Origin of the sequence: Cryobacterium sp. Hz9, from assembly GCF_004402825.1 — a bacterium.
GTDB classification, from domain to species: Bacteria; Actinomycetota; Actinomycetes; order Actinomycetales; family Microbacteriaceae; genus Cryobacterium; species Cryobacterium gelidum.
The window spans coordinates 47,809-67,803 of sequence record NZ_SOFC01000019.1; the positions used below are offsets into that span (position 1 = coordinate 47,809).

At 60.3% G+C, this 19,995-nt stretch carries 28 protein-coding genes; 15 read left to right on the plus strand and 13 right to left on the minus strand.

Going from position 1 to position 19,995, the window contains the following annotated elements; all coding sequences use genetic code 11:
* Nucleotides 1-12: 12 nt before the first annotated feature.
* Genes E3N85_RS09585 through E3N85_RS09595 form a run of 3 tightly spaced genes read right to left on the minus strand, consistent with a single transcriptional unit; the run spans nt 13 to nt 2,002 of the window.
* Entirely contained in the window at nt 13-387 is a 375-nt protein-coding gene (locus E3N85_RS09585; RefSeq protein ID WP_134462630.1) for an LPXTG cell wall anchor domain-containing protein, read from the minus strand.
* Nucleotides 384-1,265: a hypothetical protein gene (locus E3N85_RS09590; RefSeq protein ID WP_134462632.1), complete on the minus strand. Its 882-nt coding sequence runs from the start codon at nt 1,263-1,265 to the stop codon at nt 384-386. Before E3N85_RS09590 ends, E3N85_RS09585 begins: the two co-directional genes overlap by 4 nt.
* Entirely contained in the window at nt 1,262-2,002 is a 741-nt protein-coding gene (locus E3N85_RS09595) for a metallophosphoesterase (protein WP_206751241.1), read from the minus strand. Before E3N85_RS09595 ends, E3N85_RS09590 begins: the two co-directional genes overlap by 4 nt.
* 995 nt (nt 2,003-2,997) lie before the next feature.
* On the opposite strand from E3N85_RS09595, the gene E3N85_RS09600 reads away from it, so the two are divergent.
* Nucleotides 2,998-3,330 (plus strand): TetR/AcrR family transcriptional regulator C-terminal domain-containing protein, encoded by a 333-nt coding sequence (locus E3N85_RS09600; protein WP_134462636.1) that lies wholly within the window; start codon nt 2,998-3,000, stop codon nt 3,328-3,330.
* Between the two features lie 21 nt (nt 3,331-3,351).
* Here E3N85_RS09600 and E3N85_RS09605 read toward each other — a convergent pair whose 3' ends face one another.
* Nucleotides 3,352-3,615: a GNAT family N-acetyltransferase gene (locus tag E3N85_RS09605; protein WP_134462638.1), complete on the minus strand. Its 264-nt coding sequence runs from the start codon at nt 3,613-3,615 to the stop codon at nt 3,352-3,354.
* Between the two features lie 6 nt (nt 3,616-3,621).
* Nucleotides 3,622-3,786: a hypothetical protein gene (locus tag E3N85_RS16335; protein WP_166783921.1), complete on the minus strand. Its 165-nt coding sequence runs from the start codon at nt 3,784-3,786 to the stop codon at nt 3,622-3,624.
* Between the two features lie 309 nt (nt 3,787-4,095).
* Here E3N85_RS16335 and E3N85_RS09610 point away from each other — a divergent pair, with 309 nt between their 5' ends.
* From E3N85_RS09610 to E3N85_RS09625, 4 genes are all read left to right on the plus strand, one after another.
* Nucleotides 4,096-4,323: a hypothetical protein gene (locus E3N85_RS09610; RefSeq protein ID WP_198412094.1), complete on the plus strand. Its 228-nt coding sequence runs from the start codon at nt 4,096-4,098 to the stop codon at nt 4,321-4,323.
* Between the two features lie 3 nt (nt 4,324-4,326).
* Complete coding sequence (locus E3N85_RS16785; protein WP_134462640.1) at nt 4,327-4,884, plus strand: putative immunity protein; 558 nt, start codon at nt 4,327-4,329, stop codon at nt 4,882-4,884.
* 505 nt (nt 4,885-5,389) lie between these two features.
* Nucleotides 5,390-5,860 (plus strand): hypothetical protein, encoded by a 471-nt coding sequence (locus E3N85_RS09620; RefSeq protein ID WP_134462642.1) that lies wholly within the window; start codon nt 5,390-5,392, stop codon nt 5,858-5,860.
* Entirely contained in the window at nt 5,850-6,167 is a 318-nt protein-coding gene (locus tag E3N85_RS09625; protein ID WP_134462644.1) for a transcriptional regulator, read from the plus strand. Before E3N85_RS09620 ends, E3N85_RS09625 begins: the two co-directional genes overlap by 11 nt.
* Nucleotides 6,168-6,354: 187 nt before the next feature.
* On the opposite strand, the gene E3N85_RS17155 is transcribed toward E3N85_RS09625, so the two are convergent.
* The 3 genes from E3N85_RS17155 to catA form a co-directional block, all read right to left on the minus strand.
* Nucleotides 6,355-7,131, minus strand: coding sequence for a GNAT family N-acetyltransferase (locus tag E3N85_RS17155; protein ID WP_370289200.1), 777 nt, complete (start codon nt 7,129-7,131; stop codon nt 6,355-6,357).
* Between the two features lie 132 nt (nt 7,132-7,263).
* Nucleotides 7,264-7,791, minus strand: a complete 528-nt coding sequence (locus E3N85_RS09635) for a GNAT family N-acetyltransferase (protein ID WP_134462646.1) — start codon at nt 7,789-7,791, stop codon at nt 7,264-7,266.
* Nucleotides 7,792-7,934: 143 nt separating this feature from the next.
* Nucleotides 7,935-8,609 carry a type A chloramphenicol O-acetyltransferase gene (gene catA, locus E3N85_RS09640; protein ID WP_134462648.1) on the minus strand — a complete coding sequence of 225 codons (675 nt, stop codon included), beginning with the start codon at nt 8,607-8,609 and terminating at the stop codon, nt 7,935-7,937.
* A gap of 311 nt (nt 8,610-8,920) precedes the next feature.
* Between catA and E3N85_RS09645 the strand changes: the two genes are divergently transcribed.
* Nucleotides 8,921-9,562: a hypothetical protein gene (locus tag E3N85_RS09645; protein ID WP_134462650.1), complete on the plus strand. Its 642-nt coding sequence runs from the start codon at nt 8,921-8,923 to the stop codon at nt 9,560-9,562.
* 654 nt (nt 9,563-10,216) lie between these two features.
* Here the strand turns inward: E3N85_RS09645 and E3N85_RS09650 are convergent.
* Nucleotides 10,217-10,417 carry a hypothetical protein gene (locus tag E3N85_RS09650; RefSeq protein ID WP_134462652.1) on the minus strand — a complete coding sequence of 67 codons (201 nt, stop codon included), beginning with the start codon at nt 10,415-10,417 and terminating at the stop codon, nt 10,217-10,219.
* 24 nt (nt 10,418-10,441) lie between these two features.
* Here E3N85_RS09650 and E3N85_RS16985 point away from each other — a divergent pair, with 24 nt between their 5' ends.
* On the plus strand, nt 10,442-10,573 hold the full coding sequence (locus E3N85_RS16985) for a hypothetical protein (protein ID WP_255453879.1): 132 nt from the start codon (nt 10,442-10,444) through the stop codon (nt 10,571-10,573).
* A gap of 252 nt (nt 10,574-10,825) precedes the next feature.
* Here the strand turns inward: E3N85_RS16985 and E3N85_RS09655 are convergent, their stop codons facing one another.
* Complete coding sequence (locus E3N85_RS09655) at nt 10,826-11,770, minus strand: YafY family protein (RefSeq protein ID WP_134462654.1); 945 nt, start codon at nt 11,768-11,770, stop codon at nt 10,826-10,828.
* An 85-nt stretch (nt 11,771-11,855) separates the two neighbouring features.
* Between E3N85_RS09655 and E3N85_RS09660 the strand changes: the two genes are divergently transcribed.
* The 4 genes from E3N85_RS09660 (at nt 11,856) to E3N85_RS09675 (ending at nt 14,041) form a co-directional block, all read left to right on the plus strand.
* A complete protein-coding gene (locus tag E3N85_RS09660) occupies nt 11,856-12,254 on the plus strand; it encodes a VOC family protein (protein WP_134462656.1) in 399 nt (132 codons plus the stop codon).
* Entirely contained in the window at nt 12,251-12,685 is a 435-nt protein-coding gene (locus E3N85_RS09665; RefSeq protein ID WP_241978413.1) for a hypothetical protein, read from the plus strand. The genes E3N85_RS09660 and E3N85_RS09665 overlap by 4 nt, the downstream gene beginning before the upstream one ends.
* Nucleotides 12,686-13,235: 550 nt before the next feature.
* Nucleotides 13,236-13,439: a hypothetical protein gene (locus E3N85_RS09670; protein ID WP_134462658.1), complete on the plus strand. Its 204-nt coding sequence runs from the start codon at nt 13,236-13,238 to the stop codon at nt 13,437-13,439.
* Between the two features lie 296 nt (nt 13,440-13,735).
* On the plus strand, nt 13,736-14,041 hold the full coding sequence (locus tag E3N85_RS09675) for a nuclear transport factor 2 family protein (RefSeq protein ID WP_134462660.1): 306 nt from the start codon (nt 13,736-13,738) through the stop codon (nt 14,039-14,041).
* A 290-nt stretch (nt 14,042-14,331) separates the two neighbouring features.
* Here the strand turns inward: E3N85_RS09675 and E3N85_RS17160 are convergent, their stop codons facing one another.
* Entirely contained in the window at nt 14,332-14,781 is a 450-nt protein-coding gene (locus E3N85_RS17160; RefSeq protein WP_198412095.1) for a cytidine deaminase, read from the minus strand.
* Nucleotides 14,782-15,005: 224 nt separating this feature from the next.
* Here E3N85_RS17160 and E3N85_RS09685 point away from each other — a divergent pair, with 224 nt between their 5' ends.
* Entirely contained in the window at nt 15,006-15,593 is a 588-nt protein-coding gene (locus E3N85_RS09685) for a DUF416 family protein (protein ID WP_166783922.1), read from the plus strand.
* Nucleotides 15,594-15,757: 164 nt separating this feature from the next.
* Here the strand turns inward: E3N85_RS09685 and E3N85_RS09690 are convergent, their stop codons facing one another.
* Nucleotides 15,758-16,204 carry a hypothetical protein gene (locus E3N85_RS09690; protein ID WP_134462664.1) on the minus strand — a complete coding sequence of 149 codons (447 nt, stop codon included), beginning with the start codon at nt 16,202-16,204 and terminating at the stop codon, nt 15,758-15,760.
* 339 nt (nt 16,205-16,543) lie between these two features.
* On the minus strand, nt 16,544-16,963 hold the full coding sequence (locus E3N85_RS09695; RefSeq protein ID WP_134462666.1) for a hypothetical protein: 420 nt from the start codon (nt 16,961-16,963) through the stop codon (nt 16,544-16,546).
* Between the two features lie 1,179 nt (nt 16,964-18,142).
* Here E3N85_RS09695 and E3N85_RS09700 point away from each other — a divergent pair.
* The 3 genes from E3N85_RS09700 (at nt 18,143) to E3N85_RS09710 (ending at nt 19,501) form a co-directional block, all read left to right on the plus strand.
* Entirely contained in the window at nt 18,143-18,442 is a 300-nt protein-coding gene (locus E3N85_RS09700; protein ID WP_134462668.1) for a hypothetical protein, read from the plus strand.
* 144 nt (nt 18,443-18,586) lie between these two features.
* The gene (locus E3N85_RS09705; RefSeq protein ID WP_134462670.1) at nt 18,587-18,796 is read left to right on the plus strand and encodes a hypothetical protein; all 210 of its coding nucleotides are present in this window, start codon (nt 18,587-18,589) and stop codon (nt 18,794-18,796) included.
* A 120-nt stretch (nt 18,797-18,916) separates the two neighbouring features.
* On the plus strand, nt 18,917-19,501 hold the full coding sequence (locus E3N85_RS09710; protein WP_134462730.1) for a recombinase family protein: 585 nt from the start codon (nt 18,917-18,919) through the stop codon (nt 19,499-19,501).
* Nucleotides 19,502-19,995 lie beyond the last annotated feature (494 nt).

Here is a 19,995-nt window from a genome sequence, read left to right on the forward strand (position 1 = left end):
GTGAGCTGACCCCTACAACTGTCTGGTTGTGGCTTTGCGCCGACGTATGAGCACCAGACCTCCAAGTAGCAGCAAGAGGATGGCACCCACGAAGCCGAGACTGGCATCGACACCTGTTGAAACCAGATCGTCGGGGGCCGACCCAGATTCGGTTGGACTGGTAATGATTGCCGGAGCTACGTCGAGCCCGACTCGTGCCTCGAGTCCGGTTACGCCGTCGGTAACGACGAGGGAGTGTGCTCCCGGCGGCGTGGTCAGCGGCACCGTCACGGTAAGGCTGAACGACCAAGTTGTGCCGACGGTGGTCCGACCAAGCAGCACCGGAGTGGAGTGCAGCCACACCTCGATGTGCGACCCAGCCGTGAAGTCGTTCTCCACGACGGTCAAGTCGTCGCCGGCTTTGATGCGTGTGGACTCCGCTGTGAGCGTCGGGTCACAACGTCGGCCGACGCTACCGCTGAGGTCGTTGTGCTGCTCTGGGACTGAGTGGCGTAGCCCGGCTTCGTTCCGGTGACCGTCACGCTTAGCTCGAAGCCGAGGGTGTCGGCTGTCGGCTGGTAGGCGGCATTTAAAGCACCCAGGATCGTTTGCCCGTCGGCGTTCCACTGGTAGGTCAGATCGACCGACGCCGGAGTCCACTCTCCAGGATCGGTTGACAGTTCGCTTCCCACTTGCGCCGTTCCGGTGACGATCGGAACCGCCGGAGCAAGAATTGCCGCGGCGATCGGTGTGCTCTCGCTGCTGGTTGATGTGACTGTCTCTCGCGAGTCGGCCGCGACGCTCACCTGTACCGAGATCCCCGTTGCCACATCGTCAACCCCGAGGGCATAGCTCGAGCCGACCGCGCCTTCGATCGGCTCGCCCGCTCGAAGGCACTGATAGGTGACCGCGGTCGCGTTCTGAACACCAACCCGCTGGGAGATGTCGGCTGTCAGGATTTGACCGAACGTCGGGTCGCCGGTCAGATCTACCGTGCTGCCCACGGTCGTGAAAGAAATCGATGCCACCTCGCTATTGACGGGAAGGCCTACCGAACCGGTTCCCGCACGCAGCGCAGTCAAAACGTTGGTTGTCGGGTCGACCGATGCCGTGGTATCCGTCGGTGCATCATCTATGGCCCCGACGTGCACACCAGATGTGCGCAGCCAGGAGTAGCTCATCGGCCAGGCGACGTCGACGGTACGGTCGCCGTCTTGGGCGATCGCGGGGTCGAGGTCAAAGCGCGCACCCAACTCAAGTGAGGTGCTCGGGGTGGTGATATTCACCGCGTTGACGTGCGGTTACACGTCGGATTCAAGCCACGCCGCATCCGCCGTTTGCCACGCTCCCGCTGCCGGGTCGATGCCCAGCCTGGTCCCCCGGTGAAGCCGCCGAACGATGAACCGGCCGGTGTTTTGCCGGAGTTGCCATTGATCAGGTATGAAATGCCGTTTTCGCGGGAGGCTTGGAAAACCTCGACGTGCCCAAAAACGAAGGCGACCGATTTACCGCTCTCCTCCCGGAAATCCTCAAGCCAGTCCTGTTCCATTTCGGCGTCGAGGCGGCTGGCGAGCTGGCTGGCCTTATTCACGATCCGTTCGTTAATGAGCATGTGCTGGAGCACGACGACGCCACTGATAGCGAGGTTGACGGCGGCGTCATCGAGTCGGGCGCGTAGCAGCTGCACTTGCGTGAAGTCACCTGACAGACGCCCGGTCGAGAAGTCGAGCGTGATGAATCGGGTGCCGTTTTGGTCGACCACCCGGGAGGTGTCCCCGAAGGCCGAACGGAAGTTGGCCATATCGGTACGCATGATTTCATGGTTGCCGGGAATGCAATAGTACGGAAAAGTCGTGCCGTCGAGTTTCTCGTTGAGGATTTTTTTGCGAGGGCGAAATCTTCGACAAAGCCTTTGTCGACGAAGTCTCCGTCGATAAACAAGACATCCGGGTCTGCCGCCACGATTTGCCTGCAGCGTGCGTCGAGCGCCTGCGACAAGATCGCTGTCGGGGTTGCCGGCCACGAACTGGGCATCGCTCATGACAGCCACGCGCTGGGGGCATCGTCGCTGGCCCCGTCGACCCCGATCACGGAGTCGGTAACGAAATCAGACACCGGCAGATTTACGGGCATGAGGCGCCGTGCCCACACTCTAGCGAGGAGGTCCCGCGCCCACAGTCACAGTGCGGCAGAACCAGGGTCGGTCGAATGCGGTGGACTATGCGAAAGAAGCCAGCTCTCAACCCGTTCGTCATCACCTTCCGAGACCGCTCGCTGGCCGCAGAATCCTACTAATATCGCCGGAAACACCGTCAGCCAGACATTCCCCTCGCAATTCGTATTGAAAGAGCAGGCCGCTATCGATGCGCGACGCAACGATACATCCGGCATGATGAATCCGATGGATCTACTCAGTGGCCCGACGCTCGACACGTTTGTGGAGGCCATGCAGACCGGAGGGGACCCGCTGGGCGAAGACGTTTTCGAGCATGGACTAAGGATGATCATCTCGGGGGCCGAACGCGATCTTGCCCCAACCTTTGGAACTGAGCCTCAACCCACATCCTCTACGCCAATTCCGGCACCTGTGGCGCCACGCTGATCAGCTCCGGCAGCGCCCCCGCAATAGAACTGACCGCTCACGCGTCTCTGCCGTGCCGGGTGCCCCCGCCAATCACTCGCCGCGAGCTTTCGAGAGTTCGCTTTGGATTGATCTCTACGCCCCGCCGATACAAGGTTCCGCTGCCAGCGATGCACTCGGCTCTGGGATCTCGCATACGCGGCACAGACGATCATCCTCAATGACGTGGCCATGGAACCTCACCGCGCTGCAGTGCGCATCGCGGCGTTCATCAACGGCTACGGACCGGACGATCGGATTCGCGCATCCCCACCAGAGAAAGTGGCTCAACGAACCGTCGCAACGCACGCACGCCTGCTGGCGTCGAATCGCGCAGCACATCAACCGGTGGGCAACTACGTTGACGAACAGCGTCTGCTGAGGGACCCCTCAGCTGTTTGCTGTTGGAGCGGTACCATTTACGGGCATCCGAGCGTGGTCAAGAGCTGCAGCTGCGCCGACTCGTGATGGACGAGGTCGCTCGGTTCCGCGACCGCGCGCGTGCACTGTTCGAGAACGGGCCAGGCCGCGCCATCGACTCGCTTGCCGCCGCGCTCACCTCCCTCCGCGAGAGGAGCCTATTGAATATCGAGGACGCCACCCGGTCCGCCACCATGTTCAACCGGCTCGTTATGGGGCAACCCGTCAACGAAGCCATGCTGGTGGGCGACGGGCCTATCCCCACGCGCGAGCAGTTGCGCCAGCATGCGGCAGAGGCCACCCGCCGTTGAGGTCGGACGCGAGCAACGGAACTACGGGACCATGACGGCGGCCGTGTAGAGGATCCAGCGCACACCGTACGCCTCGCCGTCCAAGTCGCTGCAACGGGTGAGGCCGAGCTTCTCGGCGACGCGCACGGAGCCTGCGTTTCCGGGTAGCATCCTCGCCACGATCAGCTCATCGGCCAGGTGCGTAACTGAGCGTGCAATGTCCAGAGCGTGCCAGCCGAGATCGCCTGCGAGTCCCTTCCCCCAGTAGTCGGGGAGGAGGCGCCAATAGAGATTAATGACCGGCATGTCGCGCTAGAGATCACGCCGAGCGCCGCAGATCCCGGCAAGTCGGTTGCCTTCGAAAGCCAGTTCGTAGCCGAAGCCATGATCCATCCGGTGCTGCAACCAGCTCTTGAGCATCTCCTCACTCGCGCGGAGGTCTGGTGAGGCACCGAGCGGATTGTGCGCATTCGTCATCGGATCACCGTGCAACTCGTGCAACAAGGCCGCATCCCCGCTCGACAGAGCACGGAACCAGATCGATCCGAGCAACCCATCTCGCACTTCTCGACCTCCCTCTCACAATGCAGTGGGCTGATGAGGCCCACTTCGTCCTTGCGCAGGCAAGCATTTTCCCAGTCCGGGCCTGTCCCGGCAACCGAAGTGGTCGAGTTGCGTTGACCGATCCGAGATCAGCGGACGTGATCGAGCCCCCACGCGCGAGGTCTACGTCGAACTCCAATACGGGAACCCCTCCCTGGCGACGGGTGAGTCGGTCAGGGTACGTTGGTCAATGTAACTAGCCGTGGCGGACGCATCGCCCTGATCACCATCGGCGTGATCGCTCTAATCCTTGGTGGAGTCTGGGGCGGGCAGGGCCTGAATCTGATCCCGGGAAGTTTCATGACGGGCAACCGGATGTGGCTTTCCATCGGGCTCATCCTCGCGATCGTCGGCATCATCCCGATTGTGCTCGGCCTACGACGGCCAGGGCACAGCCGCACGAGCAGGTGAGACATGCCTTCCCCGCAGTCACTCAGCGAAGCTGACCGACGCCTCGTCACAGCGTGGGCCGCGGACTGTGCCGAGCGAGTCTTGGTCTTTTTTGAGACGGAGGCCCCAACAGACGGCCGACCACGTGATGCCATCGCTCGTACTCGGGCATTTGCTCAGGGTGAACTTGATACCGCCGGCGAAATTCGTAGGCGCTTCGTTGCTGACCGGGCCGCGCAAGCCGTGAACTCGCCCTCGGCAGTGGCAGCCGCTCGGGCTGCTGGACAAGCTGCCGGCGTCGCTCACATGGGCGCGCACGCACTCGGCGCAGCCGCTTACGCTGCGAAAGCCGCCGGGCTGGCCGCCACGGATCAGGCCAAGGCAGTCTCCGGTGAGATCTCCTGGCAACTCGAGCACATGAATGCCCCAGTCAGGGCGGCGCTTCGGCAGTTACCACCACTTGGTGAGGACTCCGCGGGCCCACTCGGTTCAGGACTTCTCGCGTCGGGCATCCTCGGGTCGATCATTCGGAGAATTCAGGCCGCCCTAGGCAGTAGCTCGCCAGAGGAAGGTGCCCGGTAGCGGGACGTTTGCGGCCGCAGGGTTCGGCACCAACTCGGCGAAGTTTCGAAATCTCGGGAGAGTGGCATTGGGGAACCTCACAGAATCCGAGGATGCCAGCTAACCCGGACTGCCCACGTGCGTGGTGAGAGGCGAGCTGCCCAGCGCTTGTCTCGGTCGTTCCAGAGCGAGAGAGATGAGACGCATTGAAGGGCTCGCGCCCTCTCCCCGTCCGCGCGGCCAGCACTCTACCCGATACTCCATCGCGTTTTGCTCCGACGAACGTCGACACTGCGGTGAATCAGCGCGCTCCGATCATGAAGCAAGGTTGAACCGCGAAAGCGCTCTATGCCCGGCTGATCGTCGCTCGTACCGTGTTTCGCTTCAGGAACGTCTTGCGGGACAGCACTTCAAACAGAAATACAGCAGTCGTCTTTGATGCTCTCTGTTAACTTTCTTCAGCTGTCAGGGTCCGATGCGAGCAACTCACTTGCCCCTAGAGGAAGTCACTTATAGACTTGCCTCTATGGAAAACAACTTGCCTTCCGATCGACCGGACCAGCGGAACGATGCTGCCCTTCTCCTAGGTTGTCTCAAGTCCGACCGCGCGGGCCTAACTGAGCGACTAAAGGAAACGAGGTGGTTCGCCCCTGGTCTCGGTGCAATAGCTGCAATCTTCATCTCCACTCCGGCCTTGCCGCAATCGTTTAACCGCGGGTTCGTATTGACCTTCCTCGTCATGATGAGCATCTTCCTAGTGCTCGGCTATCAATGGGTGACTGGGATTAAGCTACTAGGGTTTCGCCTACGTGAAGGTGCGCTTTTCGCTATAGCTATTGTGACCACCCTGTTCTTTTTCAGTGTCTCGCTGGGACTTGCCGCCAGCGGGTTCCCCTGGTGGATCATGGCCCCTGTGATCGCTGGCTTCGTGGCCGCAACGGGCCTTGCCCTGCTAGGAGCATCTTCCATGCGAGGACGCGTCAGCAATGCCCCCTGAAGGCTCTTTCAACGAACTTGTTCATGAGCCGATACGACTGCGAATCTGCGGTCTCCTGCGCGCTGTTGATGAACTCGACTTTGCCGTTCTCCGAGACACCCTCGGCATCAGTGACGCCGCCCTATCGAAGCACCTCAAAGTGCTCGCTACAGCGGGCTTTGTGAGCTCAAAAAAGATCGCCTCTGCGACACGGACGGACGCGCGGCGAATGACATGGCTTCGTCTCACAGACGACGGAAAGGGCGTCTTTGACGAACATATTCGAGCCTTGAGGCAGATTGCGGTTGGCGTCGAACTTTCCATGTAGGGTTTCCTGAACCGCCGTGAGAGGGCAGGAAACGCGCCGCTGACGCACGGTGTAACGTTCCGAGTACGCCTCTTAACAGCGCCAAAACGTCATACGCGTAGAGCTTCTGAACCGTCCCGCAAGTCGAACGCTGACCGGGACAAGTCCGGTTCCCGGTGCAGGATCAGGTACTGAGACGGGCGAAGGGCTAGAGTCCGATCACGGAGTAACGGCGTTCGATGCCTGAGGTAGCCTGACCCCACTCGCTGCTGGCGACACGGTCCTGATGAGCCTTGAAGGCGGCTGCATGCTCGAAGCGCTCCTCGACCTGCCACACCAGCGGATCGCTCGTCGCGGTGACGTTAAACGAACGGCATCCCGGTTCGGCGCGGGTCAGGGCAAGGTGCAGTGGTAGGTGATCCCGGACAGTGTTCGCCTGGTCCTGGGTATGGCAGACAAGCTGCCCGCTCAGACACACCGCGCTGTCGAGGAGCTTCTTCTTCATCTTGTAATTGGTCAGCGAAACGCCGCCCATCACCGGGTGCTGTTCTACCTCGACGGTGAATCCGCGGCGCTCGAAGAAGGGGCGGGCAGTGATGCTGACGTCGGCTATCAGCTCTGTCAGCTGCGCCTGACGCGCGTGGACCTCAACGCGTCCGATCAGTTGTCGTGCTACCCCTTGTCGCTGGTATCGAGGGGCAACGAACAGCATGTCGATATAACCAGCAGGGTTCACATCGGAGAAGCCGGCTGGTGCACCATCCACGGTGGCCACGTAACTGTTCCGCTCCTGCATCGACGCATGCCAGGTGGGCAGATCTCGCGCTTCTGGCCGAGCCCACGCCTGAATCTGCTCCGGCGAGTAATCGGCGGCAGCGGTCTCGGTCACCGCAGCAAGGAATACTGCCAATGTGTCTGCGGCATCCGCTTGACCATAGGGACGGATGACAACGGCTTGCGCATCGGTGCTCTGGTTCAATTCCACAGAACTAGCATCTCACCGTGACTGGCCCGACCGCGCGGCACACACGGTGTCCCGGTAGCCGAACCTCATACGGGACTGGAGTTCCTGAGTCGCGCGTTTTTCCTCTTCCCTCAATGGGAACTCGTAGGGCGATTAGTCCAGACCCAGAGCGAATACGACATCCGTGTACGCGCCTGTCACTTCGTCCAGGTCGCGTCGTCTCGTCAGGCCACCTTTGAGTGCAGTCCTTTGCGAGGGGAGATTCTCTGCCGTCGTGTAAGCGACGAGCGGGAGATGCTCGCCGAGTTCATGCCATCGCTCGACAGCGGCCGCAACTAACTCGCTGGCCAATCCTTTGCCCCATGCTGCCGGCGCCAGTCGGTAGTACAGGTTGTAGACCTGGCGACCGCGCCAATTTGTCGCCCGAATGCCCCCAAAACCGATGACAACCTGAGGCACGTGCAATTCTTCGAGAGTCCAGTACCCTTGCCCGTCAATCGCCCAGTTGGCCGCCCACGCTCGTGCTTGCTCCTCAGCCTGTGAACGGTCGGTCATCGGGCCGGCTGGGTTGTATCTGTTCGTGCGCGCATCCGAGTGCAAGAGCCACACCGAGTCGGAATCCTCTTCGATGACGGGCCGCAGACAGAGGTGTTGGGTTTCTACGGTCCCGCTGGTGATCATGAGTCAATATTAACTGGGCAGCATGGTTGGTTACAGAACCCGACTGATAGCGAATGACGTGAGCATCGATCCGCCTGGGTTGCCCGGGCTGGCTCGCATTTCCGCCCGTAAGCCGAACCTTCTGCAGGAAGCGGTGTCTGAGCTTATGCGAGCCAGTTTGCGGAGGCGTTGAAAACGTCTTGAAGCTCGTTGATGAAGCGGGCGGCATGGAACCCGTCCGCGGCAGCGTGATGGATCTGCAGGGCGAACGGGAGCGTCACTCGCCCCGCTCGCTCGACGTACTTACCGAGGGTGAAGATAGGCAGGTAATGGTCGTGTCCATGGGCGATGTTCAACTCGAATCCACTGAACGAGAGCCAGGGCAGACTTGAGATGTCGAAGATGTTCTCTGGCACGTCGCCTTGAGGAAACATTGTGGTCGCCGTTCGATGTGTCGACAGCAACGCCACCGCCTGGTCGTAGAACTGTGAGAAATCCTGGTTATAGTCGGTCCAGACGCTCGCGAAGGTCTCACGGTCGGGATTCAACACAGTGAACGCCGGATGCACAACATTCCAAATTGACGGGTGGCCCTCCTTGTCGACAGTCATCCGAAATTCCTCGTGATTGTTCACGACGGAGGCGATCGCCCAGATCTGTGCCGGATAGATTTTTCTGCCGGTATGTTGCAGTGCGGCTACAAAAAGGGTCGCATCGAGCGGGACCGTCACGCTGTAAGTGCACGGAACACGGGTTTGATAATGGTCGAAATGTTCCCGACGTGGCCAGGCGGCTAGGTCGATGGGTGTTTTGTGGTTCACAAAAGCATCTTCCCCCATCCTGACCTCCCACGGTCCAGTCGCCACAACCGAATATTGAGCGCCCGTAAGCCGAACCCTTTATGGGGTCAGTGTTCTTGGCGCATGAGGAGAACAACGCCGTCAGTGGAGAGGGTTCAATCTCAAGAGTCTGAGTCCTGCAGTTGGGCATCGTTGCCTTAGCGTTGTCTGCTGCGCGGGGTGATCAGGGCTTTCCGCTCTGTGACGCCGACGATGGCGACGCCCGCCGATGCAACCGCCTCCTCTTGCGACCCATCTAGACACCCCGCATGCGCTGAGTAGAGTCGGGAATATGGCAAGCTCACAGCTTCGTGATCGCGCAGTATCACCGGTTTCCCTCGCGTTGTCGATCGGCGGGGGGGCTCCTGCTTGCTTCGGTCGTCATCACGGTAATCGCGCTGCCCCCGCTCTTCCCGTACGCCGAGATGGTGGGCCCTGCTTTGTTCTCCGCCGCTCTGTTGGTGTTTGCCTTTGGTGTGCGTGGCGAGGGTAGCGTCACGGCGCGCCGCCCGGTCGGCACCACCGCTCTCGTTTTGTTGGCTGTATGGCTCCTTCTTGGGTCTGTGTTGCACGGCTTTATCGGCGATGACTTCTCGAACGCACCGATCCTATTCATGGCTTTCGCCTACGCGGACTCGTTCGTGCAGTTCGCTCTCGCGTTGGTTGCGGTCATGCAGATCGCCCGGCTCGGTGCCGTGCCTGCTCCGTGGAATTGGGTGCCAGCCGGGATCGTGGCGGCGGTGTCCGTGACCTGGCTGCTACTGCAAGTGCTGGGCGGAGGCTCGGCCACCATATATGGACCCAATCTGGTGACCTGGCTCCTGATGGGGACGGACGGCCTTGCCCGGATCGGCGGCACAGTACTGCTCGGTGTCATTGCCATCGTTCTCGCCGACCGTGTCAATCGCCGGGCGACCGCCGATGTTCCTCTGGTGCCCGAAACACAGATCTGAATTCGTCCCGTCCCGAGCCCCGCAGGTATGAAGCTGTCCGGTTCATAACCGGTCTGGCAGGATTGCCATCGGCCAACCGTTGAGGCTGGAACACGGCCAAAACTATTGCTGTGTGGCTTAGTCGAATCAGCGTGTACGTAGCGGTTGCTTACAAGGAACTGCCGGATGGCAAGCTAGGTGGCCTGGGCGAAGCAGGCTGAAAGGGACGCAAGCGGGACACGCGAACGGTCGATCGACGACTCTCATCCGTTCCCGTATGGGGAACCCCATACGGGACATGCGAGGTTTCCGTGTCGAGCCACTGACCCGGTGCAATCGAATGTTGAAGACCGTAGGCGGTAGCGGAGAGGTGGTTCAGCTGGCTGTGACTTTTTGTGCTCTTTGGCGGCGTACATTGATCGCCATTTGGCGCATCGAACTCATTGTCTGCACCGCTACGGAGCAGGTGTCAGTATCTGACATCCCATGGGTTACGAGGCGATTTGGTTGCGAGACACTCCAGTAATTCAGTGAGAGTCCAAGGCCACACGCCTGCACGGGTCCTCGCGCCATTGCTCGCGCCCGTGTAAACGGACTCGTTTTGTGAAGGCCGGGCCTTGAATGGAAGTTGCTCTAAAAGCCGATTTCGTTTAAGGCGACCCAGTCCCGAGGCAGCTAACGATTAGCCCGGCCCAAAGCGCGAAGACTACGCACGCCAACCACCAGGCTGAGCGGCATGAGGATAAACAGCGGAAGCCATGACCAAACCAATTCGGTGTTGAAGATGAGGTTGAACAGCGCGAGTAGCATCGCGAACGATGCGACCACCACGCAGAACCAAGCCATGGGTCGCGACAACGGCGTCGAGGTCTTCATAAAGCCGCATGTTACACGGACCCGATGCAACTCGTGGCTATTATCTGCCTGGCTTCCGTGCTGCCGTTCATCGGACCGAAAAAAACCGGCCGCGACCATGCGATCGGTTCGGACGAAAGCCGCCGTCAGGATGCCCTTCTCGCAGCCGAGACCTAGGATGGCTCGCGCACAGATCTCATCCGCGCCCTGCCGTTAGAACTCGTGGTCCGCGCCGTCAGGGTTGTCGGCGTAGCGCTCACCGACCCGCCCGGCGTAGACGTTCCATGCACTCACCATATTGGCTTGGTAGATCAACCGTTCAGTGACCGCCAACCGGACGCAGCTCGAATCGACGGACACTTGGCGGGTAGTGATCCTCGTGCCTGGAAGGGGAACGCTCAACGGGCATTGTGAGTGCGGGTCCCGGGCCTACGGCCCATTGCGCTTCACGAGCGCGGCGCCGAGGCGCATGAGTTCCGAGCGCACGGATGCCGGCTCGAGAACGTCAATGTATTCACCCCATCCAGCGAGGCCGCGTGCGAGCATGATTTCGGCCGGCGCACTGATTCGGACCCTGGCTCGATGGTCGTCGATCGCGGTGTCCTCCACTGCCAGCTCGCCGAACTGTTCACGCAGGAAGGGCAATATCGCGGTATTTGTGACCACGATCGTGGATGCGCTCTCGCGTTGCTGGTTCACGTCGCGTACGACGGTATCCCATGCCTCTGCGAGGTCGAAGTCGTCCGGGCGATCGGCGGGATCTTCTGTGGCAACTGCCCAGATGATCCGCTCGATGCGAAATGTTCGCTGGGCGCCATCCACGCCGCCGAGTAGGTACCACACCTCGTTCTTCTCGACCAGGCCCCACGGGTCGCAGAGTCTTTCGACCGGGTCGCGGTCCCAACCCCGGTAGCTCAGGCGTACCTTCCGGCGCTGTATGACAGCGGCCTGGAGTTTGGTCACGAGTGGTGGCTGTGCGCGGTGGGGCCGGCCCCACCGCGCGGGGTCAAGCACGACGGCCTCTGCCGCCGCTTTGGCATCCGTTCTAAAGCTGTCGGGAAGGGCGTGCACAAGCTTGCGGAGCGCCGACTTGGCCTCTGGGACTACGGACGCGGCTGGCCCGACCAGGAGGAAAAGCGCACGCGCTTCAGCCGATGTGAGCCCGCTCAGGTCGGTGCGAGCACCGCCGAGTAGTTGCCACCCACCGCCACGGCCGACCTGTGGGTACACGGGAATTCCCGCAGCTGACAGCGCTTCGAGATCACGCCTCGCCGTAGCGACGGATGTCTCAAACTCAGCAGCTACTTCCTTCGCTGTCACGCGTCCCCGCGCCTGCATCAGCAGGAGTGTGGCGACGAGGCGATCTGCGCGCATGAATCAATTGTCGCAAACAAAGTAGTCAGAAGGTGAGCACTTTACTGGTGGAGACTGGCATCACGTGAATCGGAAGGAAAATCACATGTTGCGAGGCTTCGCTACCGTCAGCTATTTCGCCGTCGATCTGGAGGCGGCACGCAAGTGGTACAGCGAGCTGCTGGGTATCGACGCGTACTTTCAGATGCCCGGCTATGTGGAGTTCAGGGTTGGCGACTATCAGAACGAGCTTGGAATCATTGACGCGTCGTACGCGCCGCCAGTGCCAGACGGGCCGGCCGGGGAGATCATTCAATGGCACGTGGACGACCTGCCGGGGTCATTCGAGAAGCTGCTGTCGATGGGGGCGACCGAATACCAACCGCCGACTGACCGCAGTGAAGGATTTGTGACGGCATCCGTCGTCGATCCTTTCGGCAATATCCTGGGGATTATGTGTAACCCGCACTATCTCGACGTGCTCAAGAAGGTTTCCGGGAAATGAGCGAAGCTGTCATGTCTCGGTCTGTCGCTCAGAAGATGGGAATCAAAGAGGGCGCGCTGGCCCACTTCGTGAACGCCCCTGCGTCGACCCTGAAGGCCATCGGGCTTCCGGAGTTGGAGGGCAGTGAGGATCTCGAGGGTGACTTCGACTACATCCATTTCTTCAGCGTGACTCAATCCGAGATGCACGACATCTTTCCAACACTGAAGCTCCATCTGAAGCCGTCGGGCATGTTGTGGCTCTCCTGGCCGAAGGCGCGGAAGCTGGGCTCAGGTCTCAGTCTGCCGAAGGTCATTGAGATCGGATACAATCACGGCCTCGTCGAGAGCACATGCCTGCGCATTGACGACACGTGGGCAGGGCTGAAGTTCACGCACCCGAAGAACGGCAAGATCTACAACAACAGCTACGGATCCCTGCCCAATCTCTGAGCCGGGTGCGCTGTTCTGCCCTTGGGTGGCCATGATTAACGCGGCGCCCGTGCGCGTCATAACTCCATGATTGCGCCACGCGACACCTGTAAATTGGTTCGAATGCAATGGCCGTATGCCGAACCCTCTACGGGACGCCGAGTTTTCTAGCGATGTTGAGCCGCCGCACCACGATTGCTCCGCTCGTGGCGCTGGAGGTCCCGGAGCTTGGCGCTCGTCCGTCTTGCTTAAAGGCGCCTTTGGACCCGTGGAGTTGGCCACCCGGCCTGAGCGGTAACGAGTTGTCATCATGCGGCTCTGTAGTGCTTCATTCTGCGCACCGAAATGCCACACTCGTTTCATGACTTCCCATATTCGGTTGAAAAGTCGCCTCGGATTAGTGCTTCCCGCGGTGGCCATTGTGGTCGTTACTTGGCTCGTATTCTGGATGACGCAAGGATTCCCCACGGCGTGTAACCTCATGGGTCCCTGCTCTGGCCGTGATGTGCGGGTGGCGCCCGCTCTGCTTTTCGGCGGGATGATGCTTGCACCGTTGGCGGCAGTGATTCTCATGTCCGTCGTTCGCTTACCGGCGGGCTGGCTCGTCCGACTGTCCTATGTCGCCCTCGTGCTGCTATCGGGTGTCGGGTACGTCGTCATCAGCTTCAGTGGAGGGTTCAGCGTTGATGCGGCATTCCTCGCTGGTCTCCTCGGAACGTTCGGGACGGCACTGCTCGCCTATGTGGGAATCATTACCCTTCGACGCGAGACTTGAGCGGCTACGCTTCCAAGCCGGGACCCGGCTGGTAAGTACTTTATATGCAACGGCATCGTGCAGGTGCCCTGCCAATTCCCGGCGCCACGCGGCGCGCCATCCGTGATGGCGATTGGTGCCGAACTCCGACGTCGAACAGCTCGGACCATGCTTCGCCGAATGGCTTGCAGCCCAAACGAAGCGAGATTCGAAGACCGCCCGTAGAGAAACGCTAAACGACGCCGAGTATGTCTAGCACCTGCGGGTTGGCCCCCTCGGTACAGGCCGGGGGCGGCCGCTGCTGTTAGACAGGGCATATGAACATTGATCCTGCGACAGTGGTGAATATCGAGCGAGAGAGACTTCGCGCGCTCGTCGAACGCGACATGGTCGTTGCGGAGCGCCTCCATGCACCCGATTACCAACTTGTGACGCCCAACGGGTCCACACGGACAAAATCGGCCTATCTCAGCGACGTGGAATCGAAGCGACTCGAGTACCTCGTATTCGAGCCCGAATCAGAAATCTCCGTCAGATCGTCAGGAAACCTGACGATTCTGAAGTACATCGCACGAATAGTTCTCAGCGTTGGCACCGCCGATGAGCTTGAAATCCGCGCTTAGCACACGGATGTTTACGAGTATCAGGATCGCCATTGGATGGTCGTCTGGTCGCAGGCCACCACAATCGCTCCATAGGGAAGCAGGCTGCGTTCCGATGCCCGCAACGGGAACCCTCTACGGGACGATCAAACTTTGAGTTTGTCGCGCCTGGCAACCTCGCCCGGGGCCAGTAGCTCTTGACGTTCAACGGCACCATCATCGAGACCGGCACGCATTCTTATCGACTCGCGCATACGCACAATCGGCAAGACCGCCAGCAGCAGTGAAACTCGTCGCGGCGCTCTGCAGGATCAACTCCCGTGTTGAGCCGCCGACGGCCACACGTCATCCTCGGCGAAAGCTGCCGCCCAGTAGTAAGGATTCACGGCAAGCAGAGGACGACTCGACCAACCCGACGAGCTGCTGGGGTCACTGACACCGACCTCCACAGTCGGACCCCAGATGGCGAGCCTTTCTTGGCATGCTCCACAAGGTGACAACACCGTGAAACCTTCTCTGCCAGGTTCGCGGCTCACACAGATCGACGCGACGATTCGCCGGCCCTGGGAATAGGCCTCGCAGATGGGACCCGTTTCGGCACAAAGGTTCATAGCCGCGTTGAAGTTGTCTAACGCAACCCCCGTGAGGACAGACCCGTCATCCAAATAAGCCGCCGCCGCCACCGCTTCGGAAGCGTCTGGCCAGCGGAGCGTCATCTGATCCACGGCACGGTCAAACAAATTCTGGTCAGCTTTCATCATCCAAGAAGTCTTCCAGAGATCCCTACCCCGCCGGTGGGTCCCGCTTAGGCCGCCCCGATGGGTCCCATTTGGGTTGACATAGCCAACAGGATTGACTCCGAAGGGCTTAGGCGTGTCGCGGCCGATCTGCGGTGCGTGCCAAGATTTCCTCAAACACTCCGGCGCGAGGATAACGAGTCCAACGACGGCTTGGTGGTGATGAGAAGGAGTGGGAATTAATGCGAATGTATGACGAACGTGCCTTGGTGGCGAGGTTAGAGCCGTTGGACCGCAGGGCGAAGACAGCGTTCGCTGCCGCTTGCGCCCAACGGCTCCTACCCCTGTTCGAGCGATATGCGAGGGTGGTTGGCGCTACGGCACACGCCCACCGCTTGGCTGAGATCCTCGCGGCTGCCTGGGACGTCTCGTCGGGACGAGTGATCGATGTGCAGTCGATTTACTATGAAGTCGAGTCGATGTCTCCAAAGGATTACGAGGGGGAATGGGTCATGGAGTCCGGTTACGGCGAGAACGCTGCGGCTGCCGTGGCCTATGCGATCCGGACTTGGCTCACGGACGATCCGCAGGAGGCTGCTTGGGCGGCATTCCAGATGTATGAGGTGGCCGAATACGCCGCTACTCAGGCATATGCGAAAGTGGATCCCCGCCTCAACATCACCGACGATATGGTCGTGGGGTCCGAGATAGCGAAGGCAGCCTTGTTAGCCATCGAGGAAGACCTCGGTGTCGTCGCGTCCGCGCCACCTTGCTGGCTTGAACTCCGCCAGAGGGCTGAGGCCGAAGGGCTCGCTTGGGCCGCCACTTTTCCCTAAGGCTCACCTGCGGTGCCGCGAATCCCTAAGGGGAACAGTTTGATCTCCGCGGAACCTCCGGTACCTGAAGAGGTTGCAATCAGAAATGATCGATCATTGCGTCGGTGACTAAAAGACCGGACATTTACTTGCCCCTCTGAACGGGGAGCCGAAGGCTCCGTTTCCTAGCCTTCTGTGGCATACCCGAAGCCTCCGAGGGTGAAAATCTGCCCGTCTGCGTCGATACGGACGTCCCCTTCAGGGCGCGGTGTGGTTGTGTAGTGGAAGCCGTAGACAAGGACAGCTTCGATGGCAAGTTTCATGAACTCGTGTTTGTCAATGTCGTCAGAAAACGCGAAGGGTTCGATACCCGCGTATCTCTTCGCTGTCCCGCTGATGCCGAAAGTCTCGAAGCGCCTGAGTAGGTATATTTGCCCTGAATTTGGGTCCGTTTCTTCGTCCCAACTCATGTTGAAGGGAATGACGCTTTCTCCCCGGACGAGCTGGAAGGCCTCTCCGAGCTCGCGTCCAATGCCGGAAACTTTTTGGAGCCAGACGCCGCGCTCATGGTCGACGACATACAGCCGATCGCCAAGTGCGCCCCTGACCGGAGAATCCTCAATCGTGAACAAACTTGTCCCCCGTCGTGCAGCTTCCGCCAAACTCGGCCCTATCGGCAGAGTGAAGTCGACACTGACACCGAGTCACTCATAGGTCCAGCCCCCATCCAGGGTGGTGCAGTGGTCGCGGAGTTACGGGGCTCCGCTTATGACGGCACCCATCTTTCAGTGGCGACGTCCACCTGCACAGTGTCTCGAAACCTAGAGACCGCCCATGGGTTTCGAGACACTTACGTACCAACCGAGCTGCCATGGGCGGACTGCGCAACGCCCAATGCTTTCGAGGCCGCAAGGCGGAGTTCCAGTGGGGCGGTCCGACATGAGGAGCCAGCAGTCCAACTCCGATCAGTCCTATCCACCGTAGTCTGCTGTGATGGCGAGGGGGGTGCCGTTGCCGGCACAGGCCTGCCCGATTATGTCGCGTGCGGCATCCGAGTCGTTCAGGGGCTCGTGTGCAAGCAGCTTGCCCGGCACCGCGTTGGGTCCCGCGATCTCGGTCAGGACCGCGGGAAGTTGCTGTCCTATTAAACCGGAGGATGTTGCGGTCAGATTCGTGAGGTCGTTGGCGGCCTGGTCGACGATTGATGTCCACTCGGCGGTGGAGACATCATCATCGGCGAATCCTTCCTCGGCATTGAGGATGGCGCTGTAGATACTGGACAGGTGGGTGCAATCTGACGCGATGCCCGAGTCAGGAGTGAAAGCATCGGTACGAAAAACGGCGGTCAGTGAAAATGCAGTATCGTCCGGGACCCCGACGGTGAAATTCATCTTCGCGTACTCCGGAAGCGGAAGATGGAACGAACGAAGTCCCCCGCACGAGCCGCTTCGGTTCATGTCCGAATTGGTGGATAGAGAGAAGATTCCGCTCGTGCACGCGAATGTGACCAGCATCGAATAAGCCCCCGCGGGAACGTCGACCTGATGCTCGAGCGACCCCTTACCACTCAGGGTGACGACCGGCCATGCATCCGAGTCGACAACTGTTTCCGCCGAGGGCGATGACGCTTTCGGCTCCGAAGCAGCGCATCCGGTCAAAATAAGCCCGGCCGACATCGACAACGCGACAAGACGCCCCGAAATTGCAATCAATCGAAACATGTTTCCCCCTGTTTCTGCGCGCCGGTACGCGGCACGCTCAAACTAGCAGCACAGAGGAGAAACGCCGGAATTTCAAGGACCTTGACCGACAGCCGCTCAAGTCAAATTTCCCTACCGGACTGATATGCGCCCTCCCCGGAAGCATCGGGTAATTCACCCGCGCACGCCCTCGCGTCGTCCACGAAGTCATCGAACAGAGTCATGGATGTGCGCATTGATGGCAATCCGAGCGGCGACAGTCCCTCCGGTGTGCAATTCTGGTTCGAAAGATCCAATGGGGTGGCTACGACGAGCAAGACGGGCCCCGCCCTGTTTTGGCGCGAGCGCTAGGCCCGTATGGGAACAGCCACTGACGGTCGCGTAGACCGCGGCCACCAGCGATTGTCAATGGAATCGCTACGGCGAAAAAACCACTCCAACAACGCGAACGACGAGCTCTTCTGAAAACAGGATGAGATCGGCTCCCGAAAGCCACAGCACTACAGCCTTAGCAAGAAGGAGAATGCATCGTTGGGCTTTACTCACAAGGTTGACACTAACGACCGCTCGCAAGTTACGGCCTGTAATCCAGAAACTGCCCGTAAGCCGGACCCTCACCGGGACGAACGCTGGTGACCACTGTGGGACGATGATCGTGTCGGCGTATTGCTCAATCGCACCGCCCTAGAGCGGGTGCCCTCTTCTCGCCACGCATTAGTAAGTTGGCATAAGTTAGCTGATCGATCTCGGCTCTGCCGCGGTCCCTGCGGTTGATCAGGTGCGGGCATTGGCAGCGCAACCAAGCACAGCGCGTCAGAGGTACTCCCTGCCGGAAGGGGGGTTACCTGCGCGCCCCATATGCTTGCATCCATGATCGCCGCCATCGCCTTCGTCACACTGATTGGCCTGCTGGTTCTCTTCCAGCTTTCCCTCGCCTTAGGCGCGCCGTGGGGACGATTCGCGTGGGGCGGGCAGCATCCCGGCGTGCTGCCGTTCGGGTATCGGATCGCCTCCGGCGTCTCCATCCTGATCTACGGGTTCATCGCCCTGCTCGCCCTCGACCGGGCGGGTGTCGCTGACGTGTTTCCGAACGCGTTCTCGCCAGTGGGGATCTGGGTGGTCTTTTTGCAGTTGTCGACAACGGCTGCTTCGCAATGTCCGGCAAGGTGACGGTCAGGAATGGTTGAAAGACGCCCACCCACCAAATCCAAGCTGATCGCGCTAAATCTAGTCTGGACAATCCCGCTAGCTGTCGCTCTTGGCTTCATTCTCGTTGCCTATGCTCGACTAGACCGTTGTGGAATTGTCGAATGCTTGGGTGACCCCGGAGGATTCCTGTCGCCGTCAGCACCGATCGCGATCATCGCCGCGGCCGTCAGCTGGATGCTCCTGTTCGCCGCCATAGTGGCGGTACCGTGGGTGCGCCCTTGGTGGCTACGAGGCCTCGTCGGGGCAGCTGCCGGCACCATTCTCGCGGCAGTTTGGCTGTACTTCATCCTATTCACCCAGCTCCCGCCGTCGTAGCTGCGCCTGGCTACCGTTCAGCCGTTCCGCTGAACGCGTGTCTGAATGATTTCGCCTGCAAGCCGGACCATGACTGCGACGATTATTGACCTGCTCGCAGCCGAGCGGGATCGTTTCGCCATGAATGGATTACTGATTGGATACGCACGCGTTTCCACAGATGAACAAGACCTCACCGCCCAACAAAACGCCTTGGAACGACTGGGCGTTAGATCGTCACTGATCTACACCGATCATGGTCTGACCGGAACGAACCGGGCCCGGCCGGGGCTTCGCGAAGCGCTAGCCGCCTGCCGTGCTGGAGACACCCTCGTCGTGGCCAAACTCGATAGACTCGCACGGTCACTCAGGGATGCCAAAGACATCATTGACGAGCTGACAGCGAAAGACGTCAAGCTGAGCATCGGCGGATCGGTACATGATCCGAACGACCCGGTCGGGCGGCTACTCTTCAACGTCCTGGCGATGGTCGCCGAATTCGAGTCGGATCTGATTCGCGCCAGAACGCGGGAAGGAATGCAGGTGGCCAAGGCGAAAGGACGTCTTCGCGGTAAGCAGCCCAAACTGTCGATGACGCAGCAAAAACACTTGATCGAAGTACACAACGCCGGCCTACATTCCAGCGCGGAATTGGCCGAGCTCTTCAACGTTGCGCGGTCGACCGTCTATCGCACTATCCAACGTCAGTTCGAATCCGGCAATTGAGAGGTGCCCCCACTAGATTTCGTTGCCGGACGCGTTAGTCCGGCAACGGGAACCCTTTCCGGGCCGGTCAGAGCGTGTTGCCTTGGCTGACTTCAGCGGCCACGGAACACCATGCCCTTCTTGCACCACAAAAGGCACAATCGCTGGATCCATCAAGCACCCCTCCTGGGTAGTCCCGTCTGTCGAACCCAGCCCTCATCCGATTCTGAGCGCTCCCGTATGACAAAGCTTCCCCGCCATGCTGCGGGGAAGCTGCGACAGACCTTGCCGGCTGCATACATGCGTTGTCCGAGGTGACGCGCCCGACCTTCGGGGATCCCCGTTCTGTGAGGAACGCGGCGACTCGGATCAGGCACCCAAACGGGGTATTGCTGCACCAATGTGAATCTCGCTAGCTTCTGAATCACGTCTGAATCACGTCTGAACGAGGGGGAACCGTGCAGCTGAAATGGGTTCGAAACACGGCAGCGATGGCGGTGCTCGCTGTGCTAGCT